This window comes from Phocicoccus schoeneichii, assembly GCF_014635565.1.
GTDB lineage: Bacteria > Bacillota > Bacilli > Staphylococcales > Salinicoccaceae > Phocicoccus > Phocicoccus schoeneichii.
The window spans coordinates 215,578-230,638 of sequence record NZ_BMDB01000003.1; the positions used below are offsets into that span (position 1 = coordinate 215,578).

The window sequence follows — 15,061 nt, forward strand, 5'->3', positions numbered from 1 at the left end:
TGATTTTACACTAAATCAAAGGTCGTTTCTATCTATATTAGAAATCTCTTTCAACTTTTTCTTCTTCAAGTATTTTATACATGAGTGATGCTTCATCCTTACGTACGTGTTCGCGGAGATCTGTCACTTCATAAGTGACAGTGCGCGTACCAAAGCGAATCTTAATTTTATCTCCAACTTTAACGACTGTTCCAGCTTTCGCTACTTGGTCGTTCACTTCTACACGACCGTCGTCGCTCACTTCTTTTGCGAGCGTACGGCGTTTTATTATGCGGGATACTTTTAAGTACTTATCGAGTCTCATTGTTCACCCTCCAATATTTCGCTGAGCGTTCTTTTTTCGTGAATCGTTTCTTTCATCCAAGCTAAGATTTTGTCAGCATATTCTTTTTCGTATTTCACGCGTTCTGTTTTGCCTTCTTTTTCTTTTTGAGCATTCCATATTTTGTTTACGTCAGATGTTTCTGCAGCTTCTATATCACCAAAGACATGCGGATGACGATGAACGAGTTTCTCATTTAAGCGACTGAGTATATCGTAAAAGTCGAAGTATCCGTCCTTGTTCGCAATCGCTGCATGAAGTCCGACTTGTAACAGGATGTCTCCGAGTTCTTCAATCAGAAGTTCGTCGTCTTCTGTTTCAATTGCTTCAATCACTTCATACGTCTCTTCAATTAAGAAACGTTCAAGTGATTCATGCGTCTGCACTTTGTCCCACGGACATCCATCCTCACTGACAAGCGTATTGAAAAGATCGTTCATATAATGAATTGAGCGGTTATCGAGTGCTTTTGACTCCACTTTTGGCACGTACATTGTCATCAAGTTTGACGTTGGCACGTTGTGGTCAATCTCACTCAGTTCCGCTTTTATAAGCGTTTCATCTTTTGACCCTGCTTTGTCGATGAGATACACAATCGTATCATGCGGATAAAATTCCAGTAGCTCGAGTTTTACGTTCGACACTGAAAACAGGTCGTACACTTGCGTGATAAGCGTATGTTGATGGTGGTTGAAGTCAGCAGCAGATAGATTCGAACCATCTAAGATTTGGAATCCATCATTCACTGGAATTTTCACCGCTTCAATACACACATCAATAAAGCTTTGTCCTCCAAGAACCTCAACTTCAAAGTCATCGTTTTCTTCCGCATGATGTAAGAGTAGTTCTGTCGTCGTTTCATAAAGAAGCGGACTACCTGGCACTGCGTAAGTAATGTCTTTATCTTGCGCCGCTTCAATAAGTAAATCCACAATCGTTTGATACGTATCTGTGAACGTATCGTTTTCTTCATAGACGTGGTCAAACGTCTCGTAAGAAATCCCTTCATCATCTAGCATTTGAACGGCTGGATGATCGCTTGTTCTTAAATACAGATGCGCTGCATTTTTAAGCGCACGGTAAATGCGGAGTGACATTTGGTCCACATCCGAACTTCCGAGTCCTAAAATTGTGACCTTCATGCCACTTCCTCCATTCTCGCATCTACACTTGCTTTTAAGATGCTAATTAACTGATCGATTTTTTTAGTGCGTACAATAAATCTGATTTCACCATCGACCACTTTGATGTTTAAGATACGTTTAAACTCTTCAGTATCCATGAATAATTTCGAACCATCAATTTGGCTCGTCGCTTGTTTCGTTAAGTTCACATAGAAGTGACGTTTGTCCTCTTTAACGTTATATGCACCAAGAATGAGTGCATATACCTTCACTCTCACAAGCTTAATTAAGTTTTCAACCTCAACTGGATAATCCCCGAATCGGTCAATCAGTTCATCTTCAATATCACGAAGAGACTCTATACTACCTACTTGTCTGAGTCGTTTGTACAAGTCAATCTTAGACTGCTCGTGCGAAATGTAACTTGCAGGCAAGTATGCATCGAGTTCAATATCTATTGGTAGATTCACTGGTGCTGGTTCTTTTTCGATACCGCGTTTCTCATTCACAGCTTCTTCAAGCATATCTGAATATAATTCATAACCGACTGAGTCGATGAAACCAGACTGATCTTTACCAAGTAAGTTTCCAGCACCACGAATATTTAAATCACGCATCGCAATCTTGAACCCACTACCCAGTTCTGTGTATTCTTTGATTGCAGATAATCGTTTCTCTGCCACTTCTGTCAGTACTTTATTCGGTTGATGGAAGAGATACGCGTAACTAATTCGGTTACTACGACCCACACGACCTCTTAACTGATAGAGCTGAGATAATCCAAACTTGTCCGCATCTTCAATGATGAGTGTGTTCGCATTTGGCACGTCTACTCCAGTTTCGATGATTGTAGTCGTAACGAGGACATCAAATTCACCATCAATAAAAGCGTACATCGTTTCTTCGATTTCACGCTCCGTCATTTTCGCGTGCATAACTCCAACGTTCGCATCTGGCACTAGCATTTCAATGTGCGCTGCTTTTTCATAGATCGTACTCGTGCTGTTATGCAGATAAAAGACCTGCCCAGTTCTTGCGAGTTCTCGTTCGATCGCTTCTTTTACGAAGTTTGCATTGTATTCTAGCACATACGTTTGAACCGGGAAACGGTTCAGTGGTGGTGTCTCGATTACAGATAAATCGCGCACACCCATTAGACTCATGTGGAGTGTTCTTGGGATTGGTGTCGCTGTTAAAGTGAGCACGTCAACATTCGTCTTAATTTGCTTAATCGTTTCTTTGTGCTTCACACCGAAGCGTTGTTCTTCATCGACGATTAAAAGTCCGAGATCTTTAAATTCGACGGACTTACCTAAAATCGTATGTGTACCGACAACGATATCAACCGTACCATCCTTCAGACCTTGTCTCACTTCATTCATTTCTTTTCTGGTTCTGAATCTGCTCATCATCTCAACATTCACCGGGAAGTCTTCGATACGCTCGATGAACGTTTCAAAGTGTTGCGCAGCTAGAATTGTAGTTGGAACGAGTAGCGCTACTTGCTTGCCGTCTTGTACTGCTTTAAACGCAGCACGAATCGCAACCTCAGTTTTACCATACCCAACATCTCCACAGAGTAGTCGGTCCATCGGTTGAACACTTTCCATATCTTTTTTAATCTCGTGAATTGACGCGAGCTGGTCAGGTGTTGGTTCATATGGGAATTTCGCTTCAAACGCCTCAACCATATCGTTATCTTTACTGAACTTAAAACCTACAGACGCTGCACGTTCTTGATACAGTTTTAAGAGTTCGTCCGCGAGTTCATTTACACTGGCCTCAACTCTCGCTTTCGTGCGTTTCCACTCAGTACCCCCGAGTTTATGCATCTTCGGCGAGCCGTCATCAGATGAGACATACTTTTGTACGAGCTGCATCTGGTCTACTGGAATGAACAATTGGTCCGTTCCTTTGTACTGAAGCTTCATGTAGTCCGAGTGAATGCCGCCGACCTCAAGTGTTTCGATTCCTAGGTATCGTCCGACACCGTGGTGAATATGCACGATGTAATCTCCGACATGGAGATCCTGATATGACTTAATTTTTTCGGCATTCGATATTTTCTTCGTACGTTTTTTTCTCTTTGCAACACGGTTATATAATTCTTTTGAAGATAAAACAGCCACGTGCATGTAAGGGAGAATAAACCCTTTTTCAATACCACCAATTGTGAGTACTACGCCCGTTTCAACATCTTCCGGAATATCATATAAGTACGTGTGAATATTTAAATCATCGAATAATTGCTTCGTTTTCTTCACTTCATCTTCATCACGTAAGATGATATTCACAAGATAAAGGTCCTCAATAAATTTATTGATGTTAGATGCTAATATATCGTATTGACCGTAATAGATTTCCGTCGGTTTTACTGAAATCTTGATGATTTCTTCGAACTGTACGGGCATATTTTTTAAAAATAACGTCATATACGTTGCGTTCACGTTCATGAGTCGTGACAGTTGATGCTCTAAATAGTTGCCGCCACCTGCGAGCGACTTCCCTGCTTCAAGCATAGAATCATAGAAGTTATGAATCGCCGTTGTTTCTGTTTCATACGCCATCTCGATATTCTTGATTTCATCTATAAAAACACGTGCAGAACTGTCGATATAATCGAGAATCGAAATCTCGTCTTCACGTAACAGATGACTGAACTGAACGAGATATTGGAATGTATTGTCTTCTTGGATGAGCGTTTCATAGTACTCATCTAACGCTTCTAATTCTTGTCCACTTAATTTCGGTTTTGTGTTTTCATATAATTCTTCAACGATTTCTAAGAGACGTTCTCTATCTGATTGATTTAAAATATATTCTGCATAAGGTTCTAACGTGAGTTCATTGACATTCTCTTTTGAGCGTTTCGTTTCTTCATCTATTAAACGAAGTGAATCGACCTCGTCATCGAAGAGCTCGATACGCACCATACCGTTTGGTGTGAACACATCAAAGATGTCCCCACGCACAGCGAACTCACCGAAGTTTTGCGCTTCTTTCATACGCTTATAGCCAATGCTCACTAGGTATTCAATAAATGATTCATATTCGATTACGTCGCCAAGTTCAATATGCTTTTGATACTCTTTTAACGTATCTTTTGGCATGAGTGGCTTTAATAGAGCTTCTGTTGGCACGATAAAGAGCCCTGGTTTCTTTTCGATTAACGCATATAGTGTACTCATACGCGCTTTTCTAAACTCAGGGCTTTCTGTCGCCATCGTCTCAATCATAATATCGCCGACAGGAAAGGTATATATATCATCTGTATGTTCAGATAGAGATACTTCTAGACGCTCCATCTTATGGTTATTTTCAACAAATACGACGATTTGTCCATCAGACAGTTCTCTGATTTCATTAAAGAACACGCCTTTAAACTCGTCACTAATCCCAGTGACGAGTATGTTTCCATCATGATTCGATTGTACAATCTCTTTAATGCGATCATCATTTTTAATACGAGACTTTACTACACTATACATCGACATCACCATTATATTTGTTCATCACATCTATAAATGATTCTGATAAAATTGCCTCACATGCACGTGTAGTATGTGCAACGACCTTATCTAATACAGGTGTTTCTTCATCAGTAAATCGTCCAAGTACCCAGTTTACGATTGGCATTCTACCATCTGGACGCCCGATTCCCATGCGCACACGCTTATATTTTTCAGTACCAAAGTGTTGAGTGAGTGATTTAATTCCATTGTGTCCACCGGCACTCCCTTTTTGTCGGAGTCTGATGCGACCAAGTGGTAAATCTAAATCATCATATAATACAACAACATCTTCTATGTCTACATTATAATAATCAATTAAAGGTCTTGCACCTTCACCAGATAAGTTCATAAATGTTTGCGGCATTACGAGCATCACTTTTTCAGTACCGACAAATCCAGTACCGTAAATACATTTGAACTTCGTCTCTCTCATGTCGATATTCCATTCTCTCGCAAGGTCCAAGATTCCGATAAACCCAATATTATGCCTTGTATTTTCATACTTTTTCCCTGGATTTCCAAGACCTATAAATACTTTCAAAATAATTCCACCTAACTAAAAGAGGCGGTGGATGCTCCACCGCCTAGTTGTTCGATATTATTCTTCGTCTTCAGATGCTTCTTCAGTTTCAGTTTCAGCTTCTGGTGCTTCTTCACCTTCAACAGCGTCTTCTTCTGTCTCTTCAGCTGGGATATGGCAAGTAGCAAGTACATAATCATCTTCATCTTCGATTGTGAACTTGAAGTTGTCGCGAATATCTCCAACGTGAATTGCTGAACCTACTTCTAGGTCAGTTACATCGATTTCGATTTCTTCTGGAAGGTCAGCAGGACGTGCTGTAACTTGTACTGTGAAGTTTGGTTGTTCAACAACTCCGCCTTCGTTAGCACCAACAGCTTCTCCAACTACGATCACATTTACGTCAACAGTTCTTTCAATATCCATGTTGATTGCGATGAAGTCGATGTGTTCGATTTTATTTTTAAGTGAATCGAATTGGTAGTCGTTTACCATTACTTGAGTTGTTTTACTTTCAAGTTCTAATTCGATTACTCCGTTACGTCCAACTTCACGAATTACTTTAATGAATTCGTTCTCGTCAACAGCAACAGATGTGTTTTCTACTTTGTATCCGTATAGGATTGCAGGTACTTTACCAGTGTTACGTAACTCGTTACGTGAAGACTGAGTGTTCCCTGTTCTCTCAGTAGCAACTAATTTTGCCATTTCTAATTTCCACCTTTCAAAATTTGCAGTTCATATTTACCGCATTGTATCAAATAGCCATACGTTATAATACCACAAATACCCCATGGTTGTAAAAGTATTGTGACATTTTAATCAGTCTTTTTTATTTATCGTCAAAAAGTCTGCTCACAGAACGTTCTTGGTGAACGCGAAGTACTGCTTCCGCAAGAAGTTTACCTACTGAAATTTCAGTTACTTTGTCGATGCGTTTTTCATCTGGTAATTGAATTGAGTTTGTAACAATAACTTCTTTAATTTTTGACTTGCCTAGGTTTTCGATTGCTGGTCCAGAAAGTACTGGGTGTGAACAACATACGTAAACTTCTTTTGCGCCTTCATCTATCAGCTTGTCCGCTGCTAGAGAAATCGTGCCACCTGTGTCGATGATGTCATCGATTACGATTGCGATTTTATCTTTGATATCACCAACGATGCTCATTACTTCAGCAACGTTTGCTCTTGGACGACGTTTGTCGATAATTGCGATTGGTGAGCCAAGTCGCTCTGCCATACGACGTGCACGTACCACACCACCGTGGTCTGGAGATACGATTACAACGTCATCAGTGTAGTTGAGTTCACTTTTCTCTTTCGCGAAGTAATCTGTAATTAATGGTACCGCGGTTAAGTGGTCAATTGGAATATCAAAGAATCCTTGGATTTGGGCAGCGTGTAAGTCGATTGAGATTACGCGGTCTGCTCCAGCAACTTCTAAAAGATTCGCAACTAGTTTTGCTGTAATTGGTTCACGTGGACGACTCTTTCTGTCTTGACGTGCGTAACCGTAATACGGCATGACAATGTTAATACGTTTTGCTGACGCACGTTTAAGTGCATCGATCATGATAAGTAATTCCATTAAGTGCTCGTTTACAGGTTCAGAAGTAGATTGTACTACGAAGATGTCCTTACCGCGGATACTTTCTAGAACGTCTACTTGGATTTCTTTATCTGAGAAATGTTTAACTGTACATTTACCGAGTTCTACTCCTAAGTGATTCGCAATTTCATTTGCAAGTGGTTCGTTTGAAGATAAAGTAAATACCTTTAAATTATTGTCTTTACTTTCGATAGAAGTATTCATAATAGCCCCCGAATTAATTTTTATAATAGTCTTCTTTATTCGTTTGTCTTTCTCTTGCAATAGCTAAACTGTCATCTGGCACATCATTAGTCAGAGTTGATCCTGCTGCAATGACTGCTCGATCACCTATTGTGATTGGTGCAATCATGTTTGAATTACATCCAATAAACGCGTCGCTACCTATAGTCGTCTTAAACTTGTTTACTCCGTCATAGTTCACTGTGATTGAACCACAACCGATATTTGTGCGTTCTCCTACTTCAGCATCTCCAACATAGCTTAAGTGAGAAACTTTGGCTTCATCATGAAGCACTGCTTTTTTCGTCTCAACGAAGTTACCGATTTTTACTTTTTTACCAAGCACTGTGCCTGGTCTTAATTGAGCAAACGGACCAACTGAAGTACCATCGCCTACCTCAGAATCTGAAATTACAGATTGCTTAATTTCGACATCATTACCGATGACCGAATTCGTAATTTCACTGTTCGCACGAATGATTGTACGCTCACCAATCGATGTTTCACCTGAAATAATCGCTCCTGGGTAGATCACACTATCCATACCGATTTGTACAGTCGCATCAATATACGTGTTAAATGGATCGATAATTGTTACACCATTCTCCATTAAACGCTCGTTGATAAACCCACGCATCATATGCGCTGCATTCGCGAGATCCGTTCTAGATTCGATCGTAAATACAGAAAAGTCACCTTCTACTGCACCGACTCTTTTTGCAATTGATGAAATCGAATCGTGTGTGATGTATTTCGTGTTTTCCTTAGATACTTTCAAGCAGTTTGCATCTACAACGTAAATATTGTCTTCATCTTCAGAAAACAGCGAATCAATCATTTCACTGTTTAAGAGTGGAGATACGGCACTGATAAGAACTGTCTCTACCGCTTCAATATTATGGTCTTTAAGCACTGGGAGGCCTCTATAAGCTTCCGCAACACCCGAGTTAGATGCAGGCTCTACGTTTAAGAAGATGTCGTTGATACCAGCATTTCTTAAATTATTGATGACATGTTGAATTACTGGTGTTCCAACTAGGTCATGCAGAGCAGGATGGGTGCTTGATTTCATTTTTAAAAAGTCTTCATCGACTACGATGATTGCTTGTCTTTCCATAGGACCCTCCAATGTTTTATCTCTTAACCATTATATTTTACATATAGTACTCATGCAAGGTTTAAAGACATTAAAAAAAGCCAGAAGACGTGTCTCCCAGCTCATATATAATTACTCTTCGTCTTTGTCGTAAGAAATTTCTTCTGATTCGATTTCTTCGACAGATTCTTCGTCTTCTACGACTGGATCTTCCGTTTCATCGTACACTTTCATAACCGCTTCTTGAATATGCTGACGCATTTCAGAATTTATTGGGTGTGCGACGTCACGAAACTCTCCATCAACCGTACGTTTCGAAGGCATCGCCACGAAAAGTCCATTATTTCCATCAATTACTCGTAAGTCATGAATAACAAACGCATCATCAAAAGTGATTGATGCCAATGCTTTCATGCGAGTATCTGGATTGTTTACTTTGCGTAATCTTACATCTGTTACTTTCATATTAAATCCTCCCATAATTAAGTAGATCGGACATGTGTTTAATTTAAAAGTTCAAGATTAAAATGCTGCAATTACCTCAATTTCAACATTGACATCTTTAGGAAGTCTACTTACCTCAACACATGATCTTGCAGGTAATTTACCCGTAAAATACTTTCCGTAAACTTCATTAACGTCTTGGAAGTCGTTCATGTCTGTAATAAAGATCATCGTTTTGATGACATTACTGTAGTCTAAACCGACTTCTTCAAGTACTACACCAATGTTTTTCATTACTTGTTCTGCTTGTTCAGTTACTGAACCGTTCACTACTTCTCCGTCTTTATTTAACGGAATTTGTCCAGAGCAATATAATAAGTCGTTAATCTTCACAGCATGGCTGTATGGTCCGACAGCTGCCGGTGCGTTTTTTGCATTAATTGGTTCCATAATTAAACACCTCTTAGTTTGTATTTATCCTTTATTGAAAAACTCTAAACAATTACCTGGTTCTACATCAAATGTTTCGTTATATTCATCGATATTCGCTACTTTCGCAATTGATGTGTAATCCGTGAATACGCGGTCGATGATATCTTTTGACTCGACTAAGACGGATACACCGACCACTTCTGCCTGGAATTCTTCCATAAGTCGAATCACACCGTTGATGGATCCACCTGCTCTTAGGAAGTCATCCACAACAAGGACGCGCGCGCCGTTTTCTAGCGTACGTTTTGCTAAAATCATCGTTTCGATTTTTCTTGTTGAGCCTGACACATAGTTCACAGATACTGTTGAGCCTTCTGTGATCTTGTTGTCTTTACGAATGACGGCAACGGGTACGTTCAGCTTTCTTGCAACAGCATGAGCGAGTGGTATCCCTTTGGTTGCGATGGTCACAACGGTGTCGATTTCTTTATTTTCATACATCGTAACGATGAGTTCGGAAATCTCGTCCATCACGTGCGTGTTCCCAACAAGGTCTGACATGTAGAGATATCCACCTGGGAGAAGCCTGTTTTTCTTAGACAACTCTTCGATGAAGTGATCGACGATTTCTTCTGCTTTAGTTTTCGTGATTTTTGGGATAAAAGTCACGCCCCCAGAAGCGCCTGCAGTCGTCTGAACAAGACCGATGCCTTCTGATTCGAACACTTCTTTCAAAATGCGAATATCTTCAGAAATTGATGATTTCGCCTGATTAAATTTATTCACAAACGTCGTCAGTGGGATAAGATCATTTGGACGTCTCGTCAAATACTCAGTCATATACACAAGACGTTCACTGCGTTTATATTTCATAATAAGCTCCTTTTAAACTATCGTTCGTCTTTATCTACCCAAGAAGACGCACATTGTACACTTCATCACAGAATCCTTTTAGTGCGTTGTAAAACTGTGAGGCTTGGCGTTCTTTTTTGAAAATCGCAAAGACTGTTGGGCCTGATCCGCTCATGAGTACGCCCTCTGCTCCAAATTTTTTGAACACGTCGATCAGATGATCGACTTCTTTGTAACGTTCGCGCGTGACTGATTGTAAGTCATTTTTTAGTGCACCGATCATCTCGTCGAAGTTACCGGATTCGAGTGCTGTTTTCATCTTTTCAGTACCTGGTGTGAATTTGCGACCTCTGATCCCACCGTAAATTTTTGGAGTCGATACGGAGATGGACGGTTTCGCCAAGATGACCCAACCGTGAGGCGGGCTTTTTATCGTTTCGATTTTTTCGCCACGTCCAGTCGCAAGCGCTGTGCCCCCTTTGACACAGAACGGGATGTCTGACCCAAGTGTTGCGCCGTAATCCATTAATGTTTCAATTGGTACGTTCAGTTCGAAGAGTGCATTCATGCCGCGCAGTGCCGCAGCTGCATCACTCGAACCTCCCGCGAGCCCCGCCGCGATCGGTATATTTTTTTCTATGTGAATCTCGACGCCCGACGTATTGTACTTCCTTTGCATCAGCTCCGCTGCCTGATAGACCAGATTTTTTCTTCCAAGCGGCATAAAGCTAGAATCAGATGTCAGTACAATACGTTTGTCAGTTCTTTTGTTAAACGTAAGATAGTCATTCAAATCAATCGTCGTCATAATCATACTGACCTCATGAAAACCATCCGGTCGTTTGCCAAGAACATCGAGAGAGAGATTGATTTTAGCTCTCGCTACTTCTATATGCATATAACCACCTGTAAATTTATAAATTATCTCTTATTTTACTTGTCTTTTGGCGAACTATAAAGGAAAAAACAATATTAAGATGAAAGTTTGTTTGTAATAGCTGTGTTCTGGCGTGGAAAGTTCGTGTTTTTGGAGTGGGGGGTGTAAGAAAGAGCGCGACTTATTGCATTGCACAGGTCTTTATCGTTGCGCTAAATAGATAAAAACAGAAAATAGCGCAGAGTGCGTTCCTGAATCGTTGTGCTAATTGGAGTTTGGTTGGCGGTAGCGCCAAGATACTCCTCACATCGTTGCGCTAATTGAAGTTTTGTTGTCGGTAGCGCGAAGATACTCCTCACATCGTTGCGCTAATTGGAGTTTGGTTGGCGGTAGCGCAAAGATACTCCTCACATCGTTGCGCTAATTGAAGTTTTGTTGGCGGTAGCGCAAAGATACTCCTCACATCGTTGCGCTAATTGAAGTTTTGTTGGCAGTAGCGCCAAGATACTCCTCACATCGTTGCGCTAATTGGAGTTTCGCAGGCGTTAGCGCGAAGATACTCCTCACATCGTTGTGCTAATTGGAGTTTCGCAGGTGGTAGCGCGAAGATACTCTCTACATCGTTGCGCTAATTGGAGTTTGGTTGGCGGTAGCGCGAAGATACTCCTCACATCGTTGCGCTAATTGAAGTTTTGTTGGCGGTAGCGCTAAGATACTCCTCACATCAAAAAAGCCACCCCCGCGGGTGGCTTCAGCCGGAACTCACTTTCCCGTGAGTCCTTCATATATTATGTCTAAGTTATATTCTAAATAATGCAGATAGCTGTCGACTTCGTCGCCGGCTCCACCGATTTCGTCGGAGTAGATCGGGCGTTCAAAAATCGGTACGCCTGTTTCTTCCGACACGGTCTGCATTGGGCGTCTGTCTACATTGGACTCAACAAATATAACTGGCGGCTTATTTTCATTTATAAAATCCACCGCGTTTTTGATTTGTTCTGGCGTACCGCTTTCTTCTGTATCAATTGAAAATAGGTAGCCATCCTTCAAATCATATTCTGCAGTCAAATATTGAAACGCGAACTCACTCGTCATGAGAATTCTATTCTCTGGTTTAATCTGCGCAAGTTTTTCATCATAGTCCACTTTAATTCCTCGTAGCTCTTCCAAATATTCTTCCGCATTTTTAAGATAAACTTCCGCATGCGCTGGGTCTTCTATAATCAGCGTATCGCGGATCGCTTCAACCATCAATATTCCGTTCGATGGTGTCGTGAATGCGTGCGGATTCGGTTCTTTCGCCCCGCTTGCTTCTTCGATATACATCGGTTCTACTGCTTTACCAACTTCGTGGAATTTCGATTCATCGAGCTCAACAGAACGCATAAGTTTCGCGAGCCAACCGTGCGTACCCCCCTCTAGATTTAAACCAAAAGCGAACACGATATCTGATTCAGACACTTTCCTTACGTCGATCGGTTTTGGTTCGTATTCATGTGGGTCCATCCCGCTCGGCACGAGGTTGTGCACTTCGACGTGCTCTCCCCCGATTGCTTCGGCGATATCCGTAATCATCGTAAATGAAGACGCGATTTGTAACTTGTTTTTATCTCCCGTATCAACTTCGGCACATCCCGCTAAAATGAGCGTCACAGCAATCAACATTAACCATTTCTTCACAGAAATCACCTACAAGTATTTAGCGATTAGTCCGCGGCGTGGCGCGAATATAAACGCTAAAATAAAGATTGCTGTCGCAACAACAACGATGGATGGTCCACTCGATAAGTTGAAACTAAAACTGAAAAACAGTCCAACAATTGCGCTGATTGCTCCAATCGCTGCTGATAAAAATATCATCGTCGACATGCGGTGCGTGAGCAAATACGCCGTCGATGCTGGCGTAATGAGTAATGAGACTACGAGAATCACCCCAACTGTTTGCAGTGACACAACAGTCACAAGCGTCAACATGAGCATGAGTAGATAGTGAATAATTCCAACTTTCATACCACTCGCTTCTGCCATCACCGGGTCAAACGATGTGAGCACAAGTTCTTTGTAGAACACATAAACGAGTAATAATACGAGTCCGCCAATAATAAGCGTCATCGTGCGATCCGTATCAGATACCGTCAAGACGTTACCGAATAAGATTTGCGTCAAGTCAATCGCTGTCTTCGCCTTCGCAATGAGTAACACCCCAACCGCAAAGAATAGACTAAACACGATTCCAATTGCGGCATCGTTCTTCACGATTGAATTTCTGTTGATAAACCCAATACCCAAAGCAGCGAGGAGCCCAACGATTGCCGCACCTACGAAAAAGTTGATGCCAAGCATATATGAAATAGCAACTCCAGGCAGAATCGCATGAGAAATCGCATCACCCATGAGTGCGAGTCCACGAAGGACGATGAAACACCCGATGACACCGCAGACAATTCCTACCGCTACACCTGTGAGTAGCGCCTTCTGGAAAAATCCATACTGAATGACTTCTTCAATAAATAAACTAATCATGATTTTTCCCCTACTTTCACTATGATGTTAGATCCGTAAGCCGATGTTAAGTTTTCCTCAGTGAAAACTTCATCTACTTCTCCAAATGCAAGAATCGTCTTATTGATGAGTATTAATCCGTCAAAATATTCATGCACTTTACTTAAATCGTGATGTATGACAAAAATCGTTACGCCTTCTTTGCGTAAGTCTCGAATCACTTTAATAATAATTTCTTCACTATGAACGTCGATACCGACAAATGGCTCATCTAAAAATACGAGCGTACTTTGTTGAGCAAGTGCACGTGCGATTAAGACACGTTGAAACTGTCCACCAGACAATTCTCCAATTTGATTATTTTTAAAATCGAGCATACCAACTTTTCGGAGTGCTTGTTCTGCGACTTTATATTCTTTTTTACCCGGACGCCTGAATAGACCTAACGTCGGCACTGTCCCAAGCACGACACATTGTAACACTGAAATTGGGAATGTCAGATCAAGATCACTGCGCTGTGCAACGTATGAAATGTTACACTGCATCTTTTTAATTGGCGTGTCCTCTACTGTCACGCTTCCAGTATGTTTAACTAAATTTAGAACGCCTTTGATAAAGGTAGACTTACCTGCCCCATTTGGGCCTATAATTCCGTAGATTTTACCAAGTGGGAGTTCTGCATTCGCATTTTTAAGAGCACGCACTTTATTGTTGTACGTGACACTCAGATCATTCACTTTAAACATGCCATCTACCTCTCTTATTTTTTATAATAAGTTTAGAGTACCCTAAACTTTATTATTAGTCAAACCTAAAACTAAAAATTTAGTCTGGTTGCTATCATTTATATCTCGAATTAGAGCTAAATATCTTGAATTCGAAATAGTTTTAGTTTATTATAAGAATTGCGCTAAATTAGCGAGACAAATCACAATCTTTGGAGGAATTTTTAAAATGACAAAAATCGGTATTGTTATCGGATCAACACGTGAAGGACGCGTATCTGAGCAAGTTGCACAGTTCGTATTCGACCGCGCTAATAAATTAGGATTAGATGGAGTAGAGTTTGAACTAGTAGACCTTAAAGACTTCCCAGTTCCAATGTTAGACTCTATGCCACCAGCAATGTTAAACAAAAACTATAACTCAGACGAAGTTACTGCTTGGTCTCAAAAAGTAGACAGCTTAGATGGTTTCATCTTCGTAACACCAGAATACAACAAAGCACCATCAGGCGTTCTTAAAAACCACATTGACCAACTTGGGTCAGAGTGGATGGGGAAAGCAGCTGGACTTGTCGGTTACGGTTCAACACTTGGAGTTACAGCAGTTCAACAATTACGTATCATGCTTTCTAACTTCAACATGCCGACTGTAGGACCATTTGGTGCATTCAGCTTATTCACAGACTTCGAAAACATGTCAGAATTCAAACCAGCTGAAGTTCACAACGACACAATTGACACAGTAATCAAAACGACAGCTGACTGGGCATCTAAATTAAGCCCAAAAGCATAATTTAAATTATTAACTCCCAACGAGAGACACA

Annotated in this window: 15 protein-coding genes; 1 reads left to right on the forward strand and 14 read right to left on the reverse strand. The window is 40.9% G+C overall.

Annotation, left to right across the window (positions count from 1 at the left end):
• Nucleotides 1-37 precede the first annotated feature (37 nt).
• The 14 genes from IEU51_RS07685 to IEU51_RS07750 all read right to left on the reverse strand — a co-directional run bounded on the left by IEU51_RS07685 (nucleotide 38) and on the right by IEU51_RS07750 (nucleotide 14,258).
• Nucleotides 38-304, reverse strand: coding sequence for an RNA-binding S4 domain-containing protein (locus IEU51_RS07685; protein ID WP_186084338.1), 267 nt, complete (start codon nucleotides 302-304; stop codon nucleotides 38-40).
• Nucleotides 301-1,464 (reverse strand): MazG nucleotide pyrophosphohydrolase domain-containing protein, encoded by a 1,164-nt coding sequence (locus IEU51_RS07690; protein ID WP_186084336.1) that lies wholly within the window; start codon nucleotides 1,462-1,464, stop codon nucleotides 301-303. Before IEU51_RS07690 ends, IEU51_RS07685 begins: the two co-directional genes overlap by 4 nt.
• Nucleotides 1,461-4,934 carry a transcription-repair coupling factor gene (gene mfd, locus IEU51_RS07695; protein WP_186084334.1) on the reverse strand — a complete coding sequence of 1,158 codons (3,474 nt, stop codon included), beginning with the start codon at nucleotides 4,932-4,934 and terminating at the stop codon, nucleotides 1,461-1,463. Before mfd ends, IEU51_RS07690 begins: the two co-directional genes overlap by 4 nt.
• Nucleotides 4,927-5,499 carry an aminoacyl-tRNA hydrolase gene (gene pth / locus IEU51_RS07700; RefSeq protein ID WP_186084332.1) on the reverse strand — a complete coding sequence of 191 codons (573 nt, stop codon included), beginning with the start codon at nucleotides 5,497-5,499 and terminating at the stop codon, nucleotides 4,927-4,929. The genes mfd and pth overlap by 8 nt, the downstream gene beginning before the upstream one ends.
• Before the next feature lie 57 nt (nucleotides 5,500-5,556).
• Nucleotides 5,557-6,186, reverse strand: a complete 630-nt coding sequence (locus IEU51_RS07705) for a 50S ribosomal protein L25/general stress protein Ctc (RefSeq protein ID WP_186084330.1) — start codon at nucleotides 6,184-6,186, stop codon at nucleotides 5,557-5,559.
• 124 nt (nucleotides 6,187-6,310) lie between these two features.
• Nucleotides 6,311-7,291: a ribose-phosphate diphosphokinase gene (locus IEU51_RS07710; RefSeq protein WP_186084328.1), complete on the reverse strand. Its 981-nt coding sequence runs from the start codon at nucleotides 7,289-7,291 to the stop codon at nucleotides 6,311-6,313.
• Nucleotides 7,292-7,304: 13 nt separating this feature from the next.
• Nucleotides 7,305-8,426, reverse strand: a complete 1,122-nt coding sequence (locus IEU51_RS09415) for a DapH/DapD/GlmU-related protein (RefSeq protein WP_186084326.1) — start codon at nucleotides 8,424-8,426, stop codon at nucleotides 7,305-7,307.
• Between the two features lie 111 nt (nucleotides 8,427-8,537).
• Complete coding sequence (gene spoVG, locus IEU51_RS07720) at nucleotides 8,538-8,870, reverse strand: septation regulator SpoVG (protein WP_186084324.1); 333 nt, start codon at nucleotides 8,868-8,870, stop codon at nucleotides 8,538-8,540.
• Nucleotides 8,871-8,927: 57 nt separating this feature from the next.
• Nucleotides 8,928-9,299 (reverse strand): RidA family protein, encoded by a 372-nt coding sequence (locus IEU51_RS07725; protein WP_186084316.1) that lies wholly within the window; start codon nucleotides 9,297-9,299, stop codon nucleotides 8,928-8,930.
• A 24-nt stretch (nucleotides 9,300-9,323) separates the two neighbouring features.
• Nucleotides 9,324-10,154, reverse strand: coding sequence for a pur operon repressor (gene purR, locus IEU51_RS07730; RefSeq protein ID WP_186084314.1), 831 nt, complete (start codon nucleotides 10,152-10,154; stop codon nucleotides 9,324-9,326).
• Between the two features lie 34 nt (nucleotides 10,155-10,188).
• A complete protein-coding gene (gene ispE / locus IEU51_RS07735; RefSeq protein WP_186084312.1) occupies nucleotides 10,189-11,031 on the reverse strand; it encodes a 4-(cytidine 5'-diphospho)-2-C-methyl-D-erythritol kinase in 843 nt (280 codons plus the stop codon).
• Between the two features lie 741 nt (nucleotides 11,032-11,772).
• The gene (locus IEU51_RS07740) at nucleotides 11,773-12,690 is read right to left on the reverse strand and encodes a metal ABC transporter substrate-binding protein (RefSeq protein WP_186084310.1); all 918 of its coding nucleotides are present in this window, start codon (nucleotides 12,688-12,690) and stop codon (nucleotides 11,773-11,775) included.
• 9 nt (nucleotides 12,691-12,699) lie between these two features.
• Nucleotides 12,700-13,533, reverse strand: a complete 834-nt coding sequence (locus IEU51_RS07745; RefSeq protein ID WP_186084302.1) for a metal ABC transporter permease — start codon at nucleotides 13,531-13,533, stop codon at nucleotides 12,700-12,702.
• Entirely contained in the window at nucleotides 13,530-14,258 is a 729-nt protein-coding gene (locus IEU51_RS07750; protein WP_186084300.1) for a metal ABC transporter ATP-binding protein, read from the reverse strand. The genes IEU51_RS07745 and IEU51_RS07750 overlap by 4 nt, the downstream gene beginning before the upstream one ends.
• Nucleotides 14,259-14,466: 208 nt before the next feature.
• On the opposite strand from IEU51_RS07750, the gene IEU51_RS07755 reads away from it, so the two are divergent.
• Complete coding sequence (locus IEU51_RS07755; protein WP_186084298.1) at nucleotides 14,467-15,030, forward strand: NADPH-dependent FMN reductase; 564 nt, start codon at nucleotides 14,467-14,469, stop codon at nucleotides 15,028-15,030.
• Nucleotides 15,031-15,061 lie beyond the last annotated feature (31 nt).

Coding starts and splice junctions, on each gene's coding strand:
- IEU51_RS07685 (WP_186084338.1), bottom strand. CDS start 304: ATGAGACTCGATAAGTACTTAAAAGTATCCCGCATAATAAAACGCCGT.
- IEU51_RS07690 (WP_186084336.1), bottom strand. CDS start 1,464: ATGAAGGTCACAATTTTAGGACTCGGAAGTTCGGATGTGGACCAAATG.
- mfd (WP_186084334.1), bottom strand. CDS start 4,934: ATGTATAGTGTAGTAAAGTCTCGTATTAAAAATGATGATCGCATTAAA.
- IEU51_RS07705 (WP_186084330.1), bottom strand. CDS start 6,186: ATGGCAAAATTAGTTGCTACTGAGAGAACAGGGAACACTCAGTCTTCA.
- IEU51_RS07710 (WP_186084328.1), bottom strand. CDS start 7,291: ATGAATACTTCTATCGAAAGTAAAGACAATAATTTAAAGGTATTTACT.
- IEU51_RS09415 (WP_186084326.1), bottom strand. CDS start 8,426: ATGGAAAGACAAGCAATCATCGTAGTCGATGAAGACTTTTTAAAAATG.
- spoVG (WP_186084324.1), bottom strand. CDS start 8,870: ATGAAAGTAACAGATGTAAGATTACGCAAAGTAAACAATCCAGATACT.
- IEU51_RS07725 (WP_186084316.1), bottom strand. CDS start 9,299: ATGGAACCAATTAATGCAAAAAACGCACCGGCAGCTGTCGGACCATAC.
- purR (WP_186084314.1), bottom strand. CDS start 10,154: ATGAAATATAAACGCAGTGAACGTCTTGTGTATATGACTGAGTATTTG.
- ispE (WP_186084312.1), bottom strand. CDS start 11,031: ATGCATATAGAAGTAGCGAGAGCTAAAATCAATCTCTCTCTCGATGTT.
- IEU51_RS07745 (WP_186084302.1), bottom strand. CDS start 13,533: ATGATTAGTTTATTTATTGAAGAAGTCATTCAGTATGGATTTTTCCAG.
- IEU51_RS07750 (WP_186084300.1), bottom strand. CDS start 14,258: ATGTTTAAAGTGAATGATCTGAGTGTCACGTACAACAATAAAGTGCGT.
- IEU51_RS07755 (WP_186084298.1), top strand. CDS start 14,467: ATGACAAAAATCGGTATTGTTATCGGATCAACACGTGAAGGACGCGTA.